Source organism: Streptomyces seoulensis, assembly GCF_004328625.1.
GTDB classification, from domain to species: domain Bacteria; phylum Actinomycetota; class Actinomycetes; order Streptomycetales; family Streptomycetaceae; genus Streptomyces; species Streptomyces seoulensis.
This window is the reverse complement of sequence record NZ_CP032229.1, coordinates 2,005,804-2,026,244: the sequence shown is the minus strand read 5'-3', so window position 1 is coordinate 2,026,244 and position 20,441 is coordinate 2,005,804. Positions and strand designations below refer to the sequence as shown.

Annotated in this window: 15 protein-coding genes; 13 read left to right on the top strand and 2 right to left on the bottom strand. The window is 72.0% G+C overall.

Annotation, left to right across the window (positions count from 1 at the left end):
* The first annotated feature begins 4 nt into the window (after positions 1-4).
* The 9 genes from D0Z67_RS09460 to D0Z67_RS09420 all read left to right on the top strand — a co-directional run bounded on the left by D0Z67_RS09460 (position 5) and on the right by D0Z67_RS09420 (position 11,240).
* Positions 5-370 (top strand): DUF4233 domain-containing protein, encoded by a 366-nt coding sequence (locus D0Z67_RS09460; RefSeq protein WP_031182277.1) that lies wholly within the window; start codon positions 5-7, stop codon positions 368-370.
* Positions 371-431: 61 nt separating this feature from the next.
* A complete protein-coding gene (ndk, locus tag D0Z67_RS09455; RefSeq protein WP_031182276.1) occupies positions 432-845 on the top strand; it encodes a nucleoside-diphosphate kinase in 414 nt (137 codons plus the stop codon).
* A gap of 341 nt (positions 846-1,186) precedes the next feature.
* On the top strand, positions 1,187-2,206 hold the full coding sequence (locus D0Z67_RS09450; RefSeq protein ID WP_020940056.1) for a rod shape-determining protein: 1,020 nt from the start codon (positions 1,187-1,189) through the stop codon (positions 2,204-2,206).
* A 166-nt stretch (positions 2,207-2,372) separates the two neighbouring features.
* The gene (gene mreC / locus D0Z67_RS09445; protein ID WP_031182275.1) at positions 2,373-3,329 is read left to right on the top strand and encodes a rod shape-determining protein MreC; all 957 of its coding nucleotides are present in this window, start codon (positions 2,373-2,375) and stop codon (positions 3,327-3,329) included.
* Between the two features lie 13 nt (positions 3,330-3,342).
* Positions 3,343-4,017 carry a rod shape-determining protein MreD gene (gene mreD / locus D0Z67_RS09440; protein WP_031182274.1) on the top strand — a complete coding sequence of 225 codons (675 nt, stop codon included), beginning with the start codon at positions 3,343-3,345 and terminating at the stop codon, positions 4,015-4,017.
* A 123-nt stretch (positions 4,018-4,140) separates the two neighbouring features.
* Complete coding sequence (gene mrdA, locus D0Z67_RS09435; protein ID WP_031182273.1) at positions 4,141-6,387, top strand: penicillin-binding protein 2; 2,247 nt, start codon at positions 4,141-4,143, stop codon at positions 6,385-6,387.
* The gene (gene rodA, locus D0Z67_RS09430) at positions 6,384-7,580 is read left to right on the top strand and encodes a rod shape-determining protein RodA (RefSeq protein ID WP_031182272.1); all 1,197 of its coding nucleotides are present in this window, start codon (positions 6,384-6,386) and stop codon (positions 7,578-7,580) included. The genes mrdA and rodA overlap by 4 nt, the downstream gene beginning before the upstream one ends.
* A 92-nt stretch (positions 7,581-7,672) precedes the next feature.
* Entirely contained in the window at positions 7,673-9,178 is a 1,506-nt protein-coding gene (locus tag D0Z67_RS09425) for a CYTH and CHAD domain-containing protein (RefSeq protein WP_031182271.1), read from the top strand.
* A 106-nt stretch (positions 9,179-9,284) separates the two neighbouring features.
* Positions 9,285-11,240, top strand: coding sequence for a TIGR03960 family B12-binding radical SAM protein (locus tag D0Z67_RS09420; RefSeq protein ID WP_031182270.1), 1,956 nt, complete (start codon positions 9,285-9,287; stop codon positions 11,238-11,240).
* Between the two features lie 64 nt (positions 11,241-11,304).
* Here D0Z67_RS09420 and D0Z67_RS09415 read toward each other — a convergent pair whose 3' ends face one another.
* Positions 11,305-11,658, bottom strand: a complete 354-nt coding sequence (locus tag D0Z67_RS09415; protein WP_031182269.1) for a DUF805 domain-containing protein — start codon at positions 11,656-11,658, stop codon at positions 11,305-11,307.
* Between the two features lie 131 nt (positions 11,659-11,789).
* On the bottom strand, positions 11,790-13,031 hold the full coding sequence (locus D0Z67_RS09410; protein WP_037775444.1) for an alpha/beta hydrolase family protein: 1,242 nt from the start codon (positions 13,029-13,031) through the stop codon (positions 11,790-11,792).
* Positions 13,032-13,216: 185 nt separating this feature from the next.
* On the opposite strand from D0Z67_RS09410, the gene D0Z67_RS09405 reads away from it, so the two are divergent.
* The 4 genes from D0Z67_RS09405 (at position 13,217) to D0Z67_RS09390 (ending at position 20,372) form a co-directional block, all read left to right on the top strand.
* A complete protein-coding gene (locus D0Z67_RS09405) occupies positions 13,217-13,834 on the top strand; it encodes a hypothetical protein (protein WP_031182267.1) in 618 nt (205 codons plus the stop codon).
* Between the two features lie 39 nt (positions 13,835-13,873).
* Positions 13,874-14,941, top strand: a complete 1,068-nt coding sequence (locus D0Z67_RS09400; protein ID WP_031182266.1) for a hypothetical protein — start codon at positions 13,874-13,876, stop codon at positions 14,939-14,941.
* Positions 14,942-14,987: 46 nt separating this feature from the next.
* Positions 14,988-15,764 carry a TIGR03936 family radical SAM-associated protein gene (locus D0Z67_RS09395; RefSeq protein ID WP_031182265.1) on the top strand — a complete coding sequence of 259 codons (777 nt, stop codon included), beginning with the start codon at positions 14,988-14,990 and terminating at the stop codon, positions 15,762-15,764.
* A 267-nt stretch (positions 15,765-16,031) separates the two neighbouring features.
* Entirely contained in the window at positions 16,032-20,372 is a 4,341-nt protein-coding gene (locus D0Z67_RS09390; RefSeq protein ID WP_031182264.1) for an Rne/Rng family ribonuclease, read from the top strand.
* Positions 20,373-20,441: the final 69 nt, after the last annotated feature.

The window sequence follows — 20,441 nt, the reverse complement described above, 5'->3', positions numbered from 1 at the left end:
GCTCGTGCGTACGCTCTGTTCATCGACGCTGATCGGCGAGTTCTTCGTCATCGGGTTCGCCGGTCTGGTCGCCATGAAGGACCCCTCGCTGGCCGTGTCCACGGTGTGGTGGGTCTGCGGGGTCGCCATGGTGCTGTCCGTGCTGCTGTGCGGCATGGTGACCCGGCCGGGCGGCGTCGCCCTCGGCTGGGCCCTCCAGCTCGCTCTGATCGCCTCGGGCTTCTTCGTCCCGATGATGTACTTCATGGGCGCCGTCTTCGCGGCCCTGTGGTGGGCCTCGGTCCACTACGGCCGCAAGGTCGACGAGGCCAAGGCCCGCTTCGCGGCGGCCGCCGAGGCCGGCTCCTCCCCTACGGCTGACGCTGCGTGACGAGGGCACGGACACGCCCTGTAACCTCGTGCCACCGCACGTCAGTCGTAAGGAGCCCCTCGTGACCCAGCGCACCCTCGTCCTGCTCAAGCCCGACGCCGTCCGGCGTGGCCTGATCGGCGAGATCATCGGCCGTATCGAGCGCAAGGCCGACTGGCGGATCGCGGCGCTGGAGCTGCGCGAGCTGGACCGGGGCACGCTGGAGACGCACTACGGCGAGCACGAGGGCAAGCCGTTCTACGAGCCGCTGGTGCAGTTCATGTCCTCCGGCCCCGTCGTCGCGATGATCGTCGAGGGGGAGCGGGTCATCGAGGGTGTGCGGCAGCTCGCCGGGCCGACGGACCCGATCGCGGCGGCTCCCGGTTCCATCCGGGGCGACTTCGGTGTCATCGTGCGCGAGAACCTGATCCACGCCTCGGACTCGGAGGAGTCCGCCGAGCGCGAGGTGAAGATTTTCTTTCCGGGTCGTGACTGACCGGTGCGGTGCGGGCCCGTCGGGGCCACGCCGTAAGGAGTTTTAGGGAATTTTTTCTGAGGGTCCGTCAGACCTTCCGGATATCCCGCCACCGGGCGGCCGTACCATTTCGGCCGTCCCTCGGCATATGCGTTGCCGTTCGGGGGAACGCATGCCCCCGATGGACCGTCTCCACAAGCGAGGCGGCGCGCCATCTGCTGACAATGGGCGAAGACCCTCGCGCGGTGTTCGTGCAGGCGCGTCTACGATGGAAGCCTTCACGTCACCGCACCCACCTCGCCGACCTGAAAAGCCCTCAAAAGCTTCCAGGGAAGGCCCGTCGAATCCTGATGGGGAACTCAATGTCGTTCATCGGCCGTGACATGGCTGTCGACCTCGGGACCGCCAACACGCTGGTGTACGTCAGGGGTCGCGGGATCGTACTCAACGAGCCGTCCGTCGTGGCGATCAACACCAACACCGGTGGAATCCTCGCGGTCGGCGCCGAAGCGAAGAAGATGATCGGCCGCACGCCGGGCAACATCGTCGCCGTGCGGCCGCTGAAGGACGGCGTGATCGCCGACTTCGAGATCACCGAGCGGATGCTCCGCTACTTCATCCTGAAGATCCACAAGCGGCGGTATCTGGCCCGGCCTCGGGTCGTCGTCTGCGTGCCCTCGGGCATCACCGGCGTCGAGCGGCGCGCCGTCATCGAAGCCTCCTCCCAGGCGGGCGCCCGCCAGGTGCACATCATCGAGGAGCCCATGGCCGCGGCCATCGGCTCCGGCCTGCCGGTCCACGAGGCCACGGGCAACATGGTGGTGGACATCGGCGGCGGCACCACGGAGGTCGCGGTCATCTCCCTCGGCGGCATCGTCACCGCCCAGTCCATCCGCGTCGCGGGTGACGAACTGGACAACGCGATCATCCAGTACATCAAGAAGGAGTACAGCCTTCTGCTGGGTGAGCGGACGGCCGAACAGATCAAGATCACGATCGGTTCGGCGTACGACCTCGACTCCGACGAGCACACCGAAGTCCGCGGCCGGGACCTGGTGTCCGGGCTGCCCAAGACCGTCGTCATCTCCGCGGCGGAGGTGCGCAAGGCGATCGAGGAACCGGTCAACGCGATCGTCGACGCCGTCAAGACGACCCTGGACAAGTGCCCGCCGGAGCTGTCCGGCGACATCATGGACCGGGGCATCGTGCTGACCGGCGGCGGCGCCCTGCTGCGCGGCCTCGACGAGCGGCTGCGCCGGGAGACCGGCATGCCGATCCACATCGCCGAGGACCCGCTCGACAGCGTCGCGCTCGGTTCCGGCAAGTGCGTCGAGGAGTTCGAGGCGCTGCAGCAGGTGCTCGACGCGCAGCCGCGCCGATGACATGACACTCCGATTCCGCCGCATGAGACGTTCTGCTCTCGTGCGGCGGATCGTTGATATAGAGGCATAAGCTCCCCCAACGGACCCCCTTCGATTCGCGCATCGGCAACGGCGCTTTATCGGGGGTTCCCCGAATTCCTATAGAGGAAGGGCACGGCCGCCGCACGTGAGGGACACGAAAGAGAGCCGGCTGCTCCTGGTCCTGCTGATCGCCATCGCGTTCGCACTGATCACGGTGGACATCCGCGGAGGCCGGAACTCCCCGGTCGACGGAGCCCGGCAGGCCGCGGCAGCGGCCTTCGGCCCGATCGAGAACGGAATGTCCTCGGCGGTGGACCCGGTGGGCAACGCCGTCTCCGCCGTACGGGACTCCGGAGACCGCCATGACCGGCTCGCCGTCATGGAGAAGGAGAACGCGGCGCTCAAGGCCAAGCTGGGCAGCGACGACCGCACCCGCAGCCGCCTGAACCAGCTCGACAAGATGCTGAAGGTCGCGGGTCAGGGCCAGTACGGCATCAAGGGCGCCCAGGTCATCGCCATAGGAGCGGCCCAGGGCTTCTCCTGGACCATCACCATCGACGCGGGCGCCGACAACGGCATCAAGCGGGACATGACCGTACTGAACGGTGACGGCCTGGTCGGCCGCGTCACCACGGTCGGCCCCGACACCGCCACCGTGCTGCTCGCCAACGACCCCGACTTCACCGTCGGCACCCGGATGGAGGCGGGCGACGAACTCGGCTTCGCCTCCGGCCAGGGCGACCGCCCGCTGCGCGTCGAACTCCTCAACGGCAAGGCGGAGGTCAAGAAGGGCGACCGGCTCGTCACCTTCGGCTCCCAGGCCGACAAGCCGTTCGTGCCCGGCGTCCCGGTCGGCGTGGTCTCCCGCGTCGACCCCTCCGGCGGCGGCCTGACCCGCACGCTCTACGTCACCCCGTACGTCGGCTTCAGCAAGCTCGACATCGTCGGCGTGGTCGTGGCGGGACCGAAGAAGGACCCGCGCGACGAGGTCCTCCCGGCCAAGCCCAAGCCGGTCCCGACGCCCACGGTGACCGTCACCGTCACCCCGTCGGCGAACGGCTCCGCGCCGGACGGCACCGACACCGACGGCCAGCAGCAGTAGGAGCTGAACCCCCATGCGCCTCAACCGCGTCCTGCTCTCCACCGTGCTGGTGGTCGTCGCCCTGGTGATCCAGGTGAGTGTCCTGGCCCGCCTGCACCTGCCCGGCGCCGTGCCCGACCTGCTGCTGCTGACCGTCCTCGGCCTCGCCCTGGTGTACGGCCATGTCGGCGGCGCCCTGGTCGGCTTCGGCGCCGGACTGCTCGCGGACCTCGCCCCGCCCGCCGACCACGCGGCCGGCCGCTACGCCCTCGTGCTGTGCGTCATCGGCTACTTCGCCGGTCTGGTCAAGCCCGAGACCGGCCGGCTGAAGTCCGCGACCGGCCCGATGGCCGTCGTGGTCGCCGCCGCGATCGGCTCCACCCTGCTCTACGCGGGCGTCGGCGCCCTCGTCGGCGACACCGCCGCCCGCCATGTCGGCCTGCCCGGCCTGCTGTTCTCGGCCGCGCTGTACGACCTGCTGCTGGCCCCCTTCGTGGTGCCCGGCGTGATGTGGCTGGCCCGCCGCGCGGACAACGACCCGCTGGCCGAGTCCGGCCCCGCAGCCAAGGCCGGGAACATCTCCTCGGGCTGGCTCTCCTCCGGCACCGGGCTGCGCATCGGCTCCCAGCGGGGCTTCGGCGCGCTGAAGGCCAGGGCCCGCACCCGCTCCGCCCGCGTCGGCCGGATCAAGGGGGTCAAGCGGCTGTGATGACGCCCGAGTTCACCTGTCGTCCGTACGCGCACATCGTTTCCCGCGCTGAGAGGGGGAGTCAGCAGCAGTGACCGCCCACCCGTCGCCCGCCACCGCCCTTCCCATGAATGGGCTGCGCCCATGACCAATATCCCCGAGACCGGGCGGACCCCGCGGGTCCAGATCCGGCTGGTCGTCATCCAGATCCTCGTGCTCTCCCTGCTCGGCACCCTCGGCGGCCGGCTGTGGTACCTCCAGATCCGCGAGGGCGCCGCGTACCAGAAGGAGGCGTCCGGCAACCACGTCCAGCAGGTCGTGGACCCCGCCGTGCGCGGTGACATCCTGGACGCCCGCGGGATCCCGCTCGCGGACAACGAGACGCGGCTCGTCGTCTCCGCCTCCCGCACCGACCTGCTCAAGCAGAAGGACGACGGCAAGGGCGTCCTGGCCAAGCTCGCCGCCGTCCTCGGCCTGAAGGCGGAGGACGTGCAGCAGAAGGTCCGGCTGTGCGACGCCAAGACCCCCCAGCCCTGCTGGAACGGCTCGCCCTACCAGCCGATCCCGATCACCGACGAGGCCACGCCCAAGCAGGCCCTCCAGATCCGGGAGCGCGCCGAGGACTTCCCCGGCATCACCGCCGAGCCCGAGGCGGTCCGCCGGTACGGCGCGCCGGGCAAGGCCCACACCTCCCAGGTCCTCGGCTACCTCTCCCCGGTCACCGACGACGAGATCCAGCAGGCCAAGGACACCGACTCGCCCTACCTGCGCTCCGACATGGTCGGCCGTTCCGGTCTGGAGCGGCAGTACGACAAGGAGCTGCGCGGCAAGGCCGGCGTCACGCGGTACGAGGTGGACAACCTCGGCCGGGTCATCGGCAAGGCCCAGGCCGACCCGGCGGAGTCCGGCTCCAACCTGGTCACCAGCATCGACTCCCGCATCCAGCGGGTCACCGAGTTCGAGCTGGACAAGGCGATGAAGGTCGCCCGCCAGCAGTTCGACAGCATCACCGGCACCAACTACAAGGCGGACTCCGGTGCCGCCGTGGTGATGGAGGCCAAGACCGGCCGCATCGTCGCCATGACCTCGGCGCCCGACTACGACCCGAACGTCTGGGTCGGCGGCATCTCCGCCAAGGACTACAAGACGCTCACCGGCAAGAACTCCGACTACCCGCTGCTGAACCGGGCCATCCAGGGCCAGGCCGCACCGGGCTCGACCTTCAAGGTGGTCTCCACGGCCGCCGCGGTCGAGGCGGGCTACGACTTCAACGGCCGCTACCCCTGCACGAGTTCGTACTCGGTGGGCGGCCAGGTCTTCAAGAACTTCGAGGGCGAGAGCTTCGGCCCGATCCCGCTGGGCCGGGCGCTGGAGGTCTCCTGCGACACCGTCTTCTACTACCTCTCCGACCAGCAGTGGAAGAAGGACGGCGGGATCAACCCGAAGAAGGGTCAGCCCAAGGACTACTTCTACAAGGCCGCCCACCAGTTCGGCCTCGGCAAGGAGACCGGCGTCGACCTGCCCAACGAGGTCACCGGCCGCGTCCCGGACCGCCAGTGGAAGCTGGACTACTGGAAGGCCAACAAGGACGCCTGGTGCAAGTACGGCAAGAAGGACGGGTCGTACGTCGAGAAGATCGCCTACGAGAACTGCCTCGAAGGCAACAAGATGCGTGAGGGCGACTCGATCAACTACTCCATCGGCCAGGGCGACACCCTCGTCACGCCGATCCAGGAGGCGGTGATCTACGGCGCCGTCGCCAACGGCGGCACGATGTACCACCCGAGCATCGGCAAGGCGGTCATCAGCGCGGACGGCAAGTCGGTGCGCGAGCTGAAGCCGAGGCCCTCGGGCAAGCTGCCGGTCAGCAAGGCCACCCTCAAGGGCATGGACGACGCCTTCGCGGGCGTCATCACCCGGGGTACCGCCGCGTGGAAGTTCGGCGGCTGGCCGCAGGACAAGATCCCGCTGCACGGCAAGACCGGTACGGCGGAGGTCTACGGCAAGCAGACCACCTCGTGGCTCGCCACCTACTCCAAGGACTACACGGTGATCATGACGATCGCCCAGGCCGGTACGGGTTCCGGAGCCTCCGGTGAGGCCGTGCGCAACATCTACAGCGCGCTGTACGGCGTCCAGGGCGACGGCTCGATCGACAACAAGCGGGCGATGCTGCCGCATCCGCAGCAGACCCTCCCGAAGGTCCGTCCCGACGGCACGGTGGCCTCTCCGAAGGTCGCCGGCGACCCGGCCAAGGACGTCGAGAAGGCGCAGCAGGACAACACCAGCAACGGCGAGGACCAGCCCCCCGCCACCTCGCCCTCGCCCAACACCAACAGCAACACCCGCAGGCGGCCCCGCCGGAGGGGGAGCCGGAGGACGCGCACATGACCGGCAACACCTTCTCCGTCTCCGGCTACGGCCCCCAGCGGGCCGGCTGGACCAGGATCTTCGCCCGTGACTCGGCGGCCCGCCGGCTGGACTGGCCGATGTTGCTGGCGGCGCTCGCGCTGTCGATGATCGGCTCCCTGCTGGTGTTCTCGGCGACCCGCAACCGCACCGAGATCAACCAGGGCGACCCGTACTACTTCCTGATCCGGCACTTCATGAACACCGGCATCGGGCTCGCCCTGATGATCGGCACCCTGTGGCTGGGCCATCGCGGCCTGCGCAACGCGGTGCCGATCCTCTACGGCCTCTCGGTGGCCGGCATCCTCGCGGTGCTGACCCCGCTGGGCTCCACCGTCAACGGCGCCCACTCCTGGATCGTGTTCGGCGGCGGCTTCTCGGTCCAGCCCTCGGAGTTCGTGAAGATCACGATCATCCTGGGCATGGCGATGCTGCTGTCCGCGCGGGTCGACGCGGGCGACAAGGCGTACCCGGACCACCGCACGGTGCTCCAGGCGCTCGGGCTGGCGGCGGTGCCGATCCTGATCGTGCTGCTCATGCCCGACCTGGGGTCGGTCATGGTGATGGTGATCATCATCCTGGGCGTGCTGCTCGCCTCCGGCGCCTCCAACCGCTGGGTGTTCGGCCTGATCTCGGCCGGTGCCCTCGGTGCCCTCGCGGTGTGGCAGTTGCACATCCTGGACGACTACCAGATCAACCGGTTCGCGGCCTTCGCCAACCCGGAGCTGGACCCGGCGGGCGTCGGCTACAACACCAACCAGGCGCGCATCGCCATCGGCTCGGGCGGGCTGACCGGTTCCGGGCTGTTCCACGGTTCGCAGACCACGGGCCAGTTCGTGCCGGAGCAGCAGACCGACTTCGTCTTCACCGTCGCGGGTGAGGAACTCGGCTTCCTCGGGGCCGGCCTGATAATCCTCCTCCTCGGCGTCATCCTGTGGCGCGCCTGCCGCATCGCCCGCGACTCGACCGAGCTGTACGGCACCATCGTGGCCGCCGGCATCGTCGCCTGGTTCGCCTTCCAGGCGTTCGAGAACGTCGGCATGACGCTCGGCATCATGCCGGTCACCGGTCTCCCGCTGCCCTTCGTCTCCTACGGCGGGTCCTCGATGTTCGCGGTGTGGATCGCGGTGGGCCTGCTGCAGTCGATCAGAGTGCAGCGGCCGATGTCCGCGTGAGCCCGTAGCGCCGAGGGCCGGGAGCCTGTCTCCCGGCCCTCTCGCGTGTCCGGGGGCTGGTTGGGACGGCCGGCGCGTTCTAGATTCGGTTCATGGCGGACGTGAAGCGGGAGATCGAGCGGAAGTACGAGGTCGCGGACGGTGAGCCGCTTCCCGGGCTGGCCGGGGCCGGGGCGGTGACGGACGTCGTCGGCCGGGGCGTGGTCGAGCTGGACGCCGTCTACTACGACACCGCCGACGAGCGGCTGGGCGCCGCCTCGCTCACCCTGCGCCGCCGTACCGGGGGCGCGGACGCCGGATGGCATCTGAAGTTCCCGGTCGCCCCCGGTGTCCGGGACGAGATCCGGGCCCCGCTCTCGGACACCGTGCCGGAGGAGATCGCCGCGCTGGTCCGCTCACGCGTCCGGGGCGCCGAGCTGGTCCCCGTGGTCCGGCTGCGGTCCGCGCGCGACGTACGGCATCTGCTCGGCGCGGACGGGACCCTGCTGGCCGAGGCGAGCGTGGACACCGTCGACGCCGAGCGGCTCAACCGCGCGGGCGGCACGGCCCGGTGGACCGAGATCGAGGTGGAGCTGGCCGACGGCGCCGACCCGGCCGTGCTGGACGCCGTCGAGCAGCGGTTCGCCGAGGCGGGGGTGCGGCCGTCGAAGGCCGCCTCCAAGGTGGCCGAGGCGCTGCGCCGTACCGGCGGCTCCCGTGCCGGGGCGCCGGGGCGGGCGGCGGAGCCGGTGACGGCGGGGGACCACGTCCTCGCGTACCTACGCGAGCAGCGCGAGGCCATCCTCGCCCGGGACCCCGGCGTCCGCCGGGACCTGCCGGACTCCGTGCACCAGATGCGGGTCGCCACCCGCCGGCTCCGCTCCGCCCTCCGCAGCTACGGCTCGGTGCTGGACCGGAACGCCACCGACCCGGTGCAGGCCGAGCTGAAGTGGCTGGCCGGCGAGCTGGGGGTGGGCCGGGACCAGGAGGTGCTGGCGGAACGGCTGTCGGACGCGCTGGACGCCCTCCCGCCCGGCGAGGTCACCGGCCCGGTCCGCGAGCGCCTCGGTTCCTGGGCCGCCACCCGGCACGGCAGTACCCGGGGCCGGCTGCTCGGGGTGCTGGACTCCGCCCGTTATCTCGCCCTGCTGGACAGCCTCGACACCCTGCTCGCGGACCCGCCGCTGCGGCAGCGGGCGGCGCTGAAGCCGGGCAAGGTGCTCACCCGGGCGCTGAGCAAGGAGGGCGCCAAGCTGGCCCGGCTGGTGACGGCCGCGCTGGAGCTGCCGCCCGGCGAGGACCGCGACCACGCCCTGCACCAGGCCCGTAAGCGTGCCAAGCGCGCCCGGTACGCCGCCGAGGCGGCCGTCCCCGCGCTGGGCGGCTCCGCCCGCGCCCTGGCCCGCGCGGCGAAGAAGCTGACGAGTCTGCTCGGCGAGCACCAGGACAGCGTGCTGGCCCGGCACACCCTGCGCGAGCTGGCGGCGGTGGCGCACGCGGCGGGGGAGAGCGCGTTCACGTACGGGGTGCTGTACGAGCGGGAGGTGCGGGCGGCCCGGCGCACGGAGGAGAAGCTGCCCGGCACCTGGACGAAGGCCCGCTCGGCCTTCCCGCGCTGAGGCTCGGCGTACGGGGGAGGCGTCCGAACGGGTTAGGCTTGATGGTCACCCTTCCAGCCTCCGGCCGGGAGATGCCCTCCAGTCAGCTCACGAAGGTTATGCCGCGATGTCTGTCGACTCGGTCTTCCCGCAGCTCGAAGCCTTGCTCCCGCATGTGCAGAAGCCGATCCAGTACGTCGGCGGAGAACTGAACTCCACCGTCAAGCCCTGGGACGAGGCCGAGGTCCGCTGGGCGCTGATGTACCCGGACGCCTACGAGGTGGGTCTGCCCAACCAGGGCGTCATGATCCTCTACGAGGTGCTCAACGAGCAGCGGGGCGTCCTCGCCGAGCGCACGTACAGCGTGTGGCCGGACCTGGAGGCGCTGATGCGGGAGCACGGTGTCCCGCAGTTCACGGTGGACAGCCACCGCCCGGTGAAGGCGTTCGACGTGTTCGGCCTGAGCTTCTCCACCGAGCTGGGCTACACCAACATGCTCACCGCGCTGGAGCTGGCGGGCATCCCGCTGGAGTCCCGGGACCGTACGGTCGACGACCCGATCGTGCTGGCCGGCGGGCACGCGGCGTTCAACCCGGAGCCGATCGCGGACTTCATCGACGCGGCGATCATCGGTGACGGCGAGCAGGCCGTGCTGGACATGACGGAGATCATCCGCGGCTGGAAGGCGGAGGGCCGTCCCGGTGGCCGCGAGGAGGTCCTGCTCCGGCTGGCGAAGACGGGCGCGGTGTACATCCCGGCGTTCTACGACGTGGAGTACCTGCCCGATGGCCGGATCGGCCGTGTGGTCCCCAACCGTTCCGGTGTGCCGTGGCGCGTCTCCAAGCACACGGTGATGGACCTGGACGAGTGGCCGTACCCGAAGCAGCCGCTGGTGCCGCTCGCGGAGACGGTGCACGAGCGGATGTCGGTGGAGATCTTCCGCGGCTGCACGCGCGGCTGCCGGTTCTGCCAGGCGGGCATGATCACGCGCCCGGTGCGCGAGCGCTCGATCACCGGCATCGGCGACATGGTCGAGAAGGGTCTGAACGCGACCGGCTTCGAGGAGGTCGGCCTGCTGTCGCTGTCCTCGGCGGACCACTCCGAGATCGGGGAGATCGCCAAGGGCCTCGCCGACCGCTACACGGACGACAAGATCGGCCTCTCCCTCCCCTCCACCCGTGTCGACGCGTTCAACGTCGACCTTGCCAACGAGCTGACCCGCAACGGCCGTCGCTCGGGTCTCACCTTCGCCCCCGAGGGCGGCTCCGAGCGCATGCGCAAGGTCATCAACAAGATGGTCTCGGAGGAGGACCTGATCCGCACGGTCGCCACCGCGTACGGCAACGGCTGGCGTCAGGTGAAGCTGTACTTCATGTGCGGCCTGCCCACCGAGACGGACGACGACGTCCTGCAGATCGCCGACATGGCGACCCACGTCATCCAGAAGGGCCGCGAGGTCTCCGGCTCGGGCGACATCCGCTGCACGGTCTCCATCGGCGGGTTCGTGCCCAAGCCGCACACCCCGTTCCAGTGGGCCCCGCAGCTCTCCGCCGAGGAGACCGACGCGCGCCTGCAGAAGCTCCGCGACAAGATCCGGGGCGACAAGAAGTACGGCCGCTCCATCGGTTTCCGCTATCACGACGGCAAGCCCGGCATCGTCGAGGGCCTGCTCTCGCGCGGCGACCGTCGGGTGGGCGCGGTCATCCGCGCGGTCTACGAGGACGGCGGCCGCTTCGACGGCTGGCGCGAGCACTTCTCCTACGACCGCTGGATGGGCTGCGCGGACAAGGCGCTGGCCGAGTTCGGCGTCGACGTCGACTGGTACACCACCCGCGAGCGCTCCTACGAGGAGGTGCTCCCCTGGGACCACCTCGACTCCGGTCTCGACAAGGACTGGCTCTGGGAGGACTGGCAGGACGCCCTCGACGAGACCGAGGTCGAGGACTGCCGCTGGACCCCCTGCTTCGACTGCGGCGTCTGCCCCCAGATGGACACCCACATCCAGATCGGCCCGACGGGCCAGAAGCTCCTGCCCCTGGCCGTGAAGAACGCCGCCCCGGCACCGGGCGGCCACTCCCACTGAGTGCGGACGCGACGAAGGGCCCACCGGATGTTCCGGTGGGCCCTTCGTCGTGGCTGCGGCGGCGTCAGGCGGCCGGGGCGTACTTCGGGTTGGGGCCGTACTCGTTGACCTCCGGCTTGCCCTCGGAGACGAAGAAGACGAGCAGGACGATGGCGCCGATGAACGGGATCAGCGCGATCAGGAGCCACCAGCCGGTGCGGCCCGTGTCGTGCAGGCGGCGCACCCCGACGGCGAGGGAGGGCAGCAGGACCGCCAGGGCGTAGAGACCGGCGAGGAAGTTGATGTCCAGCGCGTTGTCCAGGATCGTCAGCACGATGCTGATGATCACGCTGAACAGCGTGAACATCCAGTACTCCTTGCGCCGCGCGCGCCCGCTGAACACGGCGTACTTCTTGAGCACGTCCACGTACCAGTTCATTTGTCGTCCCCCCAGGGAAGTGCGTGATTGGCCTCCCATGGAACCAGTGGCACTGGCTGGAATCCATAGCTTTGACGTGGTCGGATCAAGGCGTTACAGGGCCGCAGCCGTACGGTGATCAAACCCGGTCGTCACACCGTGCCGGCGGTGGCGAGCCGGGCGTCCAGCCAGTCGAAGACCCGCTCCTCGAACAGCGCCCGCCCCAGCGGCTCGCAGTGCAGATGCGCCCCCTCCTCCTCGGTGAAGCGCACCAGTTCGCGGGGGCAGGACAGCGCGTCGTACAGCTGCTCCGAAGCGCCGGGCCAGAAGTGCTCGCCCTCCGGGTCGGTGATCAGCAGCGGGGTGGTGATGTGGTCCACGACCCGGGTCAGCTCGTGCCGGGACACCTCGGTCAGCAGGTCGTACCGCGAGACCTCGCACAGCAGGTCGTAGGGCGTCTCGACCCCGTACGGCTTGGCCCGCCAGCGCCACGTCGCGGCCAGCGCCGGGTTCTGCTCCAGCGCCTCCCCGATGATCGCGTCGAACGCGTCCCGGTCCCCGCACTCCCACAGCTCGCGCAGATCCGGCCCGAGGTGCTGCCACCAGCTCTCCGCGACCCGCACCACCCCCGGATCGGCCACCGCAGCCGCGAGCCGGTGCTCGAAGGCCAGCGCGCGCGGCACCCAGTACCCGCCCTGGCTGATCCCCGCCAGCGCGATCCGGCGCGGGTCGACGTCGACACGGGCGAGGAGGAAGTCCACGACCGGGGTGATGACGTTCTCCCAGTCCGGCCGGAAAGTGACCCCCCGCTCGAAGAGCATCGACTGCTGTCCGGGCCCGTCGAAGAGCAGGACGCGGTACCCCCGCTCCACCGCCGGGGCGCCGAGCATCGTCCAGGCCGCGCTGAGCGGACCGTCGCTGCCGTTGTTGGCGATCAGCGTCGGCAGCGGCTCGTCCGTGCCGGGCGGACTGATCAGATAGCCGGGGAGCGTGGTGTCCTCGTACGGGATCGACACCGGCTCGGCGGGCGGGTCCAGGGCCAGCAGGAAGCGGTCGAGGCAGGCCCGGTGCTCGGTGAACGCCTCCGCCGCCCGTTTCTCCGCGTCCGGCACCGCGTCCACGCCCACCATCGCGGTGCCCAGATAGCCGGCCGCGCGCAGCCAGCCCTCACGGGCGCTCACCGGATGACCGGCCGCCGCGCACTCCTCCGCCTCCATCCGGACGCGGCGGCCCAGGTCCAGCCAGGCGTCGAACCACGCCTGCCCGTCCCCGTCCGCCACCGAAGCGGCGGTGCTGAGCACTTCTCCCGCGTCGGCTCCCCGCCGCCACACCGAACCGAGGGCGAGCAGGATCTCGAAGTTGAACTGGTCGTTCTCGCTGAAGCGATACGTCATGACGGCTCCCGGACACGCCGAGCGAACCCCTGGGTGGTCCGGACCGCACCTCCCACCGTAAGCGCGCGCCCGCCACCGCGCACCACGGGCGGGTGGCGTGCGGGCGGGGGAGTGCGGCGCGACGATGGAAGGGGGGGGCGGGCCGCGACATCCCACGACGGCACACCTCAGGAGAGGACGTCCTCATGGTCGAGCAGGCGACCACGGAACAGACCACGCGCGAGAAGAAGAAGCCGCTCGGCACCGCCAGTGTGTTCCTCTCCTTCGCCCCCTGGATCATCTTCGGTGTGGTGGCCAGCCCCAGCACCTGGGAGTACGCGGCCCTCGCCGCCCTGATCGCGGCCATCGTGCTGTCCTCGCAGGACCTGATGCACGGAAAGATCCGCATCCTCGACGCGGCCGGCATCGTGTTCTTCGCCGTCCTGTCCGTCCTCGCCCTCGCCCTGAGCCGCTCGGACCTGCTCTGGCTGGAGACCTACGCCCAGGTCATCTCCAACGGCCTGGTGGCCGTCGTCGCCTTCGCCTCGCTGCTGTACGACCCGTTCACCGCCCAGTACGCCCGCGAGGCGACCCCGCGCCAGTACTGGGACTCGCCCGTGTTCCGGCACATCAACCGGGTCCTCACCACGTACTGGGGCGTCACCTTCGCCATCATGACGGCCTCCACCTGGCTCGCCATCCACTTCCCCCGCCAGGACGACTGGTTCAACTGGGTCATCCCGGTCGTGCTGCTGGTCGGCGCGGTGAAGTTCACCCAGCGCTACCCGGAGGCGTACAAGTCCCGGGCGGTTCCCGCGACCTGAAAAGGCATCCAAAAGGGGGTCGGCGGCGTCCATGAGGGTATGGACCTCGACAAGCCGCCCGCACCACAGCCCCCGGAGGGCTGCCTCGTCGTCGCCCTCCGGCTGCCCGTCCGGATCGTCGTACTGGTGCTCGTGGTGCCGGTGCGGCTCGTCTGGGACGCGCTGGTGGCGGCCGGACGGTTCCTGCACGCCACCGTCCTGCGGCCCCTCGGCCGCGCGCTGCTCTGGATCTGCCGGGCCCTGTTCGTCTGGCCCTTCGTGGCCCTGTGGCGCTGGGTACTGGTCCCGGTCGGCACCGCGCTGCGGTGGCTCGGGCACGTCCTGGTCGTCGCGCCGCTGACCTGGGCGTACGTCCATCTCCTGACCCCCCTCGGCCACGCGCTGCGCTGGGCCGCGCGGGGGGTGTTCACCTTCCTCCTGGCACCGGTCGGCCGGGGCCTGGCCTGGCTCGCGCGGGGGATCGGCGCGCTGCTGGCCGCCGTGGGGCTCGGGCTGTTCACGGGCGCCGCCTGGCTCGTCCGGTACCTGCTCGTCGTCCCCGCCCGCCGGCTGTACGTCCAGGTGCTGAGCCCGGCCGGGCGGGCGCTGCTGTGGCTGGCCGAGGCGCTGGTCGCGGGGGCCGGGGCGGTCCTGTACTGGACGGCGCGCGTCCTGTTCGTGCTGCCGGCGCTCGCCCTGTGGCGCTGGGTGCTGGCCCCCGTGGGCCGGGTGCTGGCCGTGGTCGCGCGGGAGGTCGCCGACGCGCTCGGGCACGCCTGGCGGATCGCCGGGCACCTCTCCCGGGTGGTGGGCCGCGCCCTCGGGACCCTCTTCCGGTGGATCTTCGTGGAGCCCGCCCGCTGGGTGTACCGGACCGTCCTCACCCCGGTCGGGCACGTCGTACGGGACGTGGTGCTCCGGCCCGCCGCACGGGCCGCGCGCGAGGTGGGGCGGGTCACCCGGCTGACCCTCGCCGCCGCCCGCGACACCCTGCGCGAGACCCGCCGGGAGGTGCGCCGGGCCCTCTTCGGGGAACCCGGGCAGGGGGTCGCGGTGGACCGGCGGGAACCTCCGGTGCGCGATCCACGTACTCTTGGTAGCAGTACGACCGTTCTCACGAAGGACTAGGACACTGGGCAAGCGACAGCCCGAAGGCCCGCCGCCCGCACCCGCGGTGCAGCGCATCCGACTGCGCTACACCAAGCGCGGCCGCCTCCGGTTCACCAGCCACCGTGACTTCCAGCGCGCCTTCGAGCGCGCGTTGCGCCGCGCCGACGTACCCATGGCGTACTCGGCGGGGTTCACGCCGCACCCGAAGGTGTCGTACGCCAATGCCGCACCCACCGGCACGGGCAGTGAGGCGGAGTACCTGGAGATCGCGCTGACCGCACCGCGCGATCCCGGCACCCTGCGCGCCCTGCTCGACGAGTCGATGCCCGCCGGGCTCGACATCGTCGACGCCGTGGAGGGCCGCACCTCGGGCCTCGCCGACCGGCTCACCGCCTCCGTGTGGGAGCTGCGGCTGGACGGCGTGACCACCGAGGACGCCAGGGCCGCCACCGAGGCGTTCATGGCGGCGGAGACGGTCGAGGTGCAGCGGATGGCCAAGAACGGCATCCGTACCTTCGACGCCCGCGCCGCCGTCGCGACCCTGGAAACGCGGGACGAGCCGGCTGATAGGCCCAGCGACCGGCCCTGTGCGATACTGCGCCTGGTTGTTCGGCACGTGACGCCTGCCGTACGACCCGACGACGTCCTGTCCGGTCTTCGCGCCGTGGCCGACCTGGCGCCGCCGGTCCCCGCAGCGGTGACCAGGCTGGCGCAGGGGCTGTTCGATGAAGAGACCGGCACGGTGACCGACCCGCTCGCGCCCGACCGCGAGGCAGCCACGGCCCCGAAGGCCGAACCCGCTGCCGCCGCGACGGCGCCGGCGCCGGAAGGTCCCGCGTAGGACGCACGCCGTAGCGCCGCCCTCTGATCCGGGAGCCACCTGGATCGGGCAGCGCACCGACCAGAAGACTTTCGCCAGGCCGTACCGACAAGGCGTACGGAACCGGCGAGACAGGACACAGAGTGCTCCCGTGAGGCGCCCGCGCCCCGGACGGCGGCCACCGCGCATCGCGCGGGCCGCGGACGTCAGCGGTGGCCGGCTCTCCCCGGAGATCCGGCCCCGGACCAGGCGCGGCGACCCGGGAGCTCCGACGGGAGAAATGCCCGCATGCTCGAACCGACCGAGCCCAACGAGGGCTCCGAACCGAACACCCCGAGCGACACGCTGCCCCCGCGCAGGCGTCGCCGGGCCGCGTCCCGCCCGGCGGGTGCGCCCGCCGCCGGCAGCGGCACCGAGACCACCGCGCAGCCCGAGGCCACCGCCCCGGCAGCGCAATCCGGGACTTCAGGGGCCACCGAGCCCCCCGCCGAGACGGCACCGCGCCCGCGCCGCCGCAGCACCCGCCGCGCCTCCGCGCCCGCCGGGACCCCGACGGCCGCCGAGGCCGCCACCGTCACCGAGCCGGCCGTACCGGCCGCGTCCGCCGACGAACAGGCCGACGCCGCCGCCGAGACCACCGCACCCGCGCCGCGCCGCACCCGCCGCAGGGCCTCCGCGCCCGCCGGGGCGCCCACGCAGGTCACCGCCGAGGACAACAAGGCCGAGGAGGCCGACGTGGCCCAGGACACCGAGGACAACAAGGCCGCCGAGCCGGCCGAGTCCGCCACCGAGACCCCCGCCGCGCGCCCGCGCCGCCGTGCCACCCGGCGCGCCTCCGCCCCGGCCGGCGCGCCGAAGGCCGCCGAGGCGTCCGAGGCGTCCGAGACGGAGAAGCCCGCCGAGCCGGCGCCGGCCGCCGAGACGGAGACGGAGACGGAGACCGAGGTTCCGGCCGCGCGTCCGCGCCGTCGGGCCACCCGCCGTGCCTCCGCGCCGGCCGCCGAGGCCGCTGTCGCCGAGACCCCCGCCGCCCAGGCCGAGCCCGAGGCCGAGCCGGCCCCGGCCGCCGAGCCCGAGGCCGCTCCGGCCGGTCGTACGCGCCGTCGCGCGACCCGTCGTGTCTCCACGCCCACCGAGACCCCGCCCACCGAGACCCCGGCCGCCGAGACCCCGGCCGTCGAGACCCCGGCCGTCGAGGCGCCCGCCGCTGAGGCCGAGGCCCAGCCGGCCGCCGAGCCGGTCGCCGAGACCGAGGCCGCCCCCGGCCGTGCCCGCCGTCGCGCCACCCGCCGGGCCTCCGCGCCCGCCGGTGCCCCGGCCGCCGCCGAGGAGAAGGCCGAGGCGAAGGCCGAGGACAAGCCCGCGGACAAGCCCGCGGACAAGCCCCGGGCCGCCGAGCCCGAGCCGCGCCCCGCCCGCAAGGCGACGCAGTCCGAGCCGGCCGAGCCCGAGGGCCGCCGCCGTCGCCGCTCCGTGCGCCAGGCCGCGGGCGGGTTCTCCGCGCCCGCCCCCGCCGAGGGCGACGCCCCCCGCCGTACCGCCCGGCCCGCCGTGGCCACCTTCCAGGCGCCGGTCTTCACCGAGCCCAGGTTCCAGACCCCGCAGCGCGCCGCCGCCGAGGCCGCGGCCCAAGCCGCCGGTGTCCGGGAGCCGGAGCAGGCGGAGGAGACCGAGCAGGCCGAGCAGGTCGAGAAGGCCGTGGCGGCCACCCCCGCCCCCGAGGCCGCTGCCACCGACGAGCGTGACAACGGTCGCCGTCGCCGTCGCCGCCGTGGCGCCCCCGCCGAGGAGACCCGCGCGGTCGAGGAGAAGCCGGAGCCCGTCGAGGAGCCCGTCGAGGACGAGGGCGACGACTCCGACGACGCCGAGGGCTCGGACGACTCCGGTTCGCGCCGCCGTCGCCGCCGGGGCGGCCGTCGCCGCCGCCGTGGCGACGCCTACGACGGTGACGACAACGGCGAGAACTCCGACGACGCCGAGTCCGGCGAGCTGGCCGCCGAGCAGGCGGAGCAGGACGCCGAGGACACCGCCGAGCAGGAGGAAGAGGACGCCGAGGACACCGACGACGCCCGGGGCGAGGAGTCCGGTGGCTCCAGCTCCAGCCGTCGCCGCCGGCGCCGTCGCCGTCGCGCCGGGGACTCCGGTGGCGACGCCGAGCCGGCGTCCGGGGACGACCCCGAGCGCACCGTCGTCAAGGTCCGCGAGCCCCGCAAGGCCGCCGAGCCGTCCGACGAGGTCCAGTCCATCAAGGGCTCGACCCGCCTGGAGGCCAAGAAGCAGCGCCGCCGCGAGGGCCGCGAGCAGGGCCGCCGCCGCGTGCCGATCATCACGGAGGCCGAGTTCCTGGCCCGCCGCGAGGCCGTCGAGCGGGTGATGGTCGTGCGCCAGCACGGCGAGCGTACCCAGATCGGCGTCCTGGAGGACGGCGTGCTCGTCGAGCACTACGTCAACAAGGAGCAGGCCACCTCGTACGTCGGCAACGTCTACCTGGGCAAGGTCCAGAACGTGCTGCCGTCCATGGAGGCCGCCTTCATCGACATCGGCAAGGGCCGCAACGCCGTGCTGTACGCCGGTGAGGTCAACTTCGAGGCGCTCGGCATGGCCAACGGGCCGCGCCGCATCGAGTCCGCCCTCAAGTCCGGCCAGCCGGTCCTGGTCCAGGTGACCAAGGACCCGATCGGCCACAAGGGCGCCCGCCTCACCAGCCAGGTCTCGCTGCCGGGCCGCTACCTCGTGTACGTCCCCGAGGGCTCGATGACCGGCATCAGCCGCAAGCTGCCCGACACCGAGCGGGCCCGGCTGAAGACCATCCTCAAGAAGATCGTCCCCGAGGACGCGGGCGTCATCGTGCGCACCGCCGCCGAGGGCGCGAGCGAGGACGAGCTGCGCCGTGACGTCGAGCGGCTCCAGGCGCAGTGGGAGGAGATCAAGAAGAAGGCGAAGACGGGCAACGCCCCGGCGCTGCTGTACGGCGAGCCGGACATGACCGTCCGCGTCGTCCGCGACATCTTCAACGAGGACTTCTCCAAGGTCATCGTCAGCGGTGACGAGGCGTGGTCGACCATCCACGGCTACGTCTCCCACGTCGCCCCCGACCTCACCGACCGGCTCCAGAAGTGGACCGGTGAGGCCGACGTCTTCGCCACCTACCGGATCGACGAGCAGCTCGCCAAGGCGCTGGACCGCAAGGTCTGGCTGCCCAGCGGCGGTTCGCTGGTGATCGACCGGACCGAGGCGATGGTCGTGGTCGACGTCAACACCGGCAAGTTCACCGGCCAGGGCGGCAACCTGGAGGAGACGGTCACCAGGAACAACCTGGAGGCGGCCGAGGAGATCGTGCGCCAGCTCCGGCTGCGCGACCTCGGCGGCATCATCGTCATCGACTTCATCGACATGGTGCTGGAGTCCAACCGGGACCTGGTGCTGCGCCGTCTGCTGGAGTGCCTGGGCCGGGACCGGACCAAGCACCAGGTGGCCGAGGTGACCTCGCTGGGCCTGGTGCAGATGACCCGTAAGCGGGTCGGCCAGGGCCTGCTGGAGTCCTTCTCCGAGAACTGCGTCCACTGCAACGGCCGCGGTGTCATCGTGCACATGGAGCAGCCCACCTCCGTCGGAGGCGGCGGTGGCGGCAAGCGCAAGAAGCGCGGCCGCGGCGACGGCCAGGGCCACGAGCACGAGAGTGCCGCGCCGGTGGAGACCGAGACGGTCGCCGAGGTGACCGCCGAGGCCGCCGAGCCGGTCGCGCTGCCCGAGCCGGACTTCACCCCGGACGAGGAGCTGTACAGCTCCGTCGCCGAGGCGGAGGCCGCCGCCGGACGCGGGCGTTCGCGCCGCAAGGCCGGCCGCCGTGCCTCGGCCCCGGCCGGTGCGCCCAAGGAGGGCAGCCGCCGTTCCACCGAGCGGGCCGAGCGGTTCGAGCGGGCCGCCGAGGAGGCGCCGACCGCCGCGTCGGTGACCGCCGAGGAGACCGCCGCCGCCCCGGTGCTGCCGGAGCCGGCCACCGAGGCGCACGCCGAGCCGATGGCCGCCGAGGACCCGGTCGTCGCGCCGGAGCCCGCCGCCGAGGAGGCCGCGCCCAAGGGCCGCGCCCGTCGCCGGGTCACCCGCAAGGTGTCCGCGCCCGCCGGTTCGCCGGCCGGGGCCGAGGCCGCCGTGGTGACCGTCGCGGAGTCCGCGCCGGTGGCCGAGCCGGAGCAGCTGCCGGAGGCCGCCCCGGCGGCCGAGGAGAGCGCCGCCCCGGCCCGTCCGCGCCGCCGCGCGGTGCGCAAGGCCACCGCGCCGACCGCGTCGGAGGAGACGGCCGTGCTGGTCGTCCCGTCGTCCGCGCCGGAGCCGGCCGCCACCGAGGAGCCCGCCACCGAGGAGCCCGCCGCCGAGGCGGAGTCCGAGGAGGCCGCGCCCGCCAAGAAGACCGCCCGCAAGGCGGCCAAGAAGGCACCGGCGAAGAAGACGGCCGCGAAGAAGACCACGGCCGCCAAGAAGACGACGGCCGCGAAGAAGACGGCCGCCAAGACGACGACGGCGAAGAAGACGACGGCCAAGAAGGCGGCCACCAAGACCGCCAAGACGGCCGCCAAGTCGACGGCGAGGAAGACCGCCAAGGTCTCCGCGCCGGACGACGAGAGCTGAACCGGACACCCCTCGTGTGGTCCTGTCGTTCGCGACAGGGCCACACGGCTTTACCCCCCCACCCCGCGA

Coding starts and splice junctions, on each gene's coding strand:
- D0Z67_RS09450 (WP_020940056.1), top strand. CDS start 1,187: ATGTCGTTCATCGGCCGTGACATGGCTGTCGACCTCGGGACCGCCAAC.
- mreD (WP_031182274.1), top strand. CDS start 3,343: ATGCGCCTCAACCGCGTCCTGCTCTCCACCGTGCTGGTGGTCGTCGCC.
- mrdA (WP_031182273.1), top strand. CDS start 4,141: ATGACCAATATCCCCGAGACCGGGCGGACCCCGCGGGTCCAGATCCGG.
- rodA (WP_031182272.1), top strand. CDS start 6,384: ATGACCGGCAACACCTTCTCCGTCTCCGGCTACGGCCCCCAGCGGGCC.
- D0Z67_RS09425 (WP_031182271.1), top strand. CDS start 7,673: ATGGCGGACGTGAAGCGGGAGATCGAGCGGAAGTACGAGGTCGCGGAC.
- D0Z67_RS09420 (WP_031182270.1), top strand. CDS start 9,285: ATGTCTGTCGACTCGGTCTTCCCGCAGCTCGAAGCCTTGCTCCCGCAT.
- D0Z67_RS09415 (WP_031182269.1), bottom strand. CDS start 11,658: ATGAACTGGTACGTGGACGTGCTCAAGAAGTACGCCGTGTTCAGCGGG.
- D0Z67_RS09410 (WP_037775444.1), bottom strand. CDS start 13,031: ATGACGTATCGCTTCAGCGAGAACGACCAGTTCAACTTCGAGATCCTG.
- D0Z67_RS09405 (WP_031182267.1), top strand. CDS start 13,217: ATGGTCGAGCAGGCGACCACGGAACAGACCACGCGCGAGAAGAAGAAG.
- D0Z67_RS09400 (WP_031182266.1), top strand. CDS start 13,874: ATGGACCTCGACAAGCCGCCCGCACCACAGCCCCCGGAGGGCTGCCTC.
- D0Z67_RS09390 (WP_031182264.1), top strand. CDS start 16,032: ATGCTCGAACCGACCGAGCCCAACGAGGGCTCCGAACCGAACACCCCG.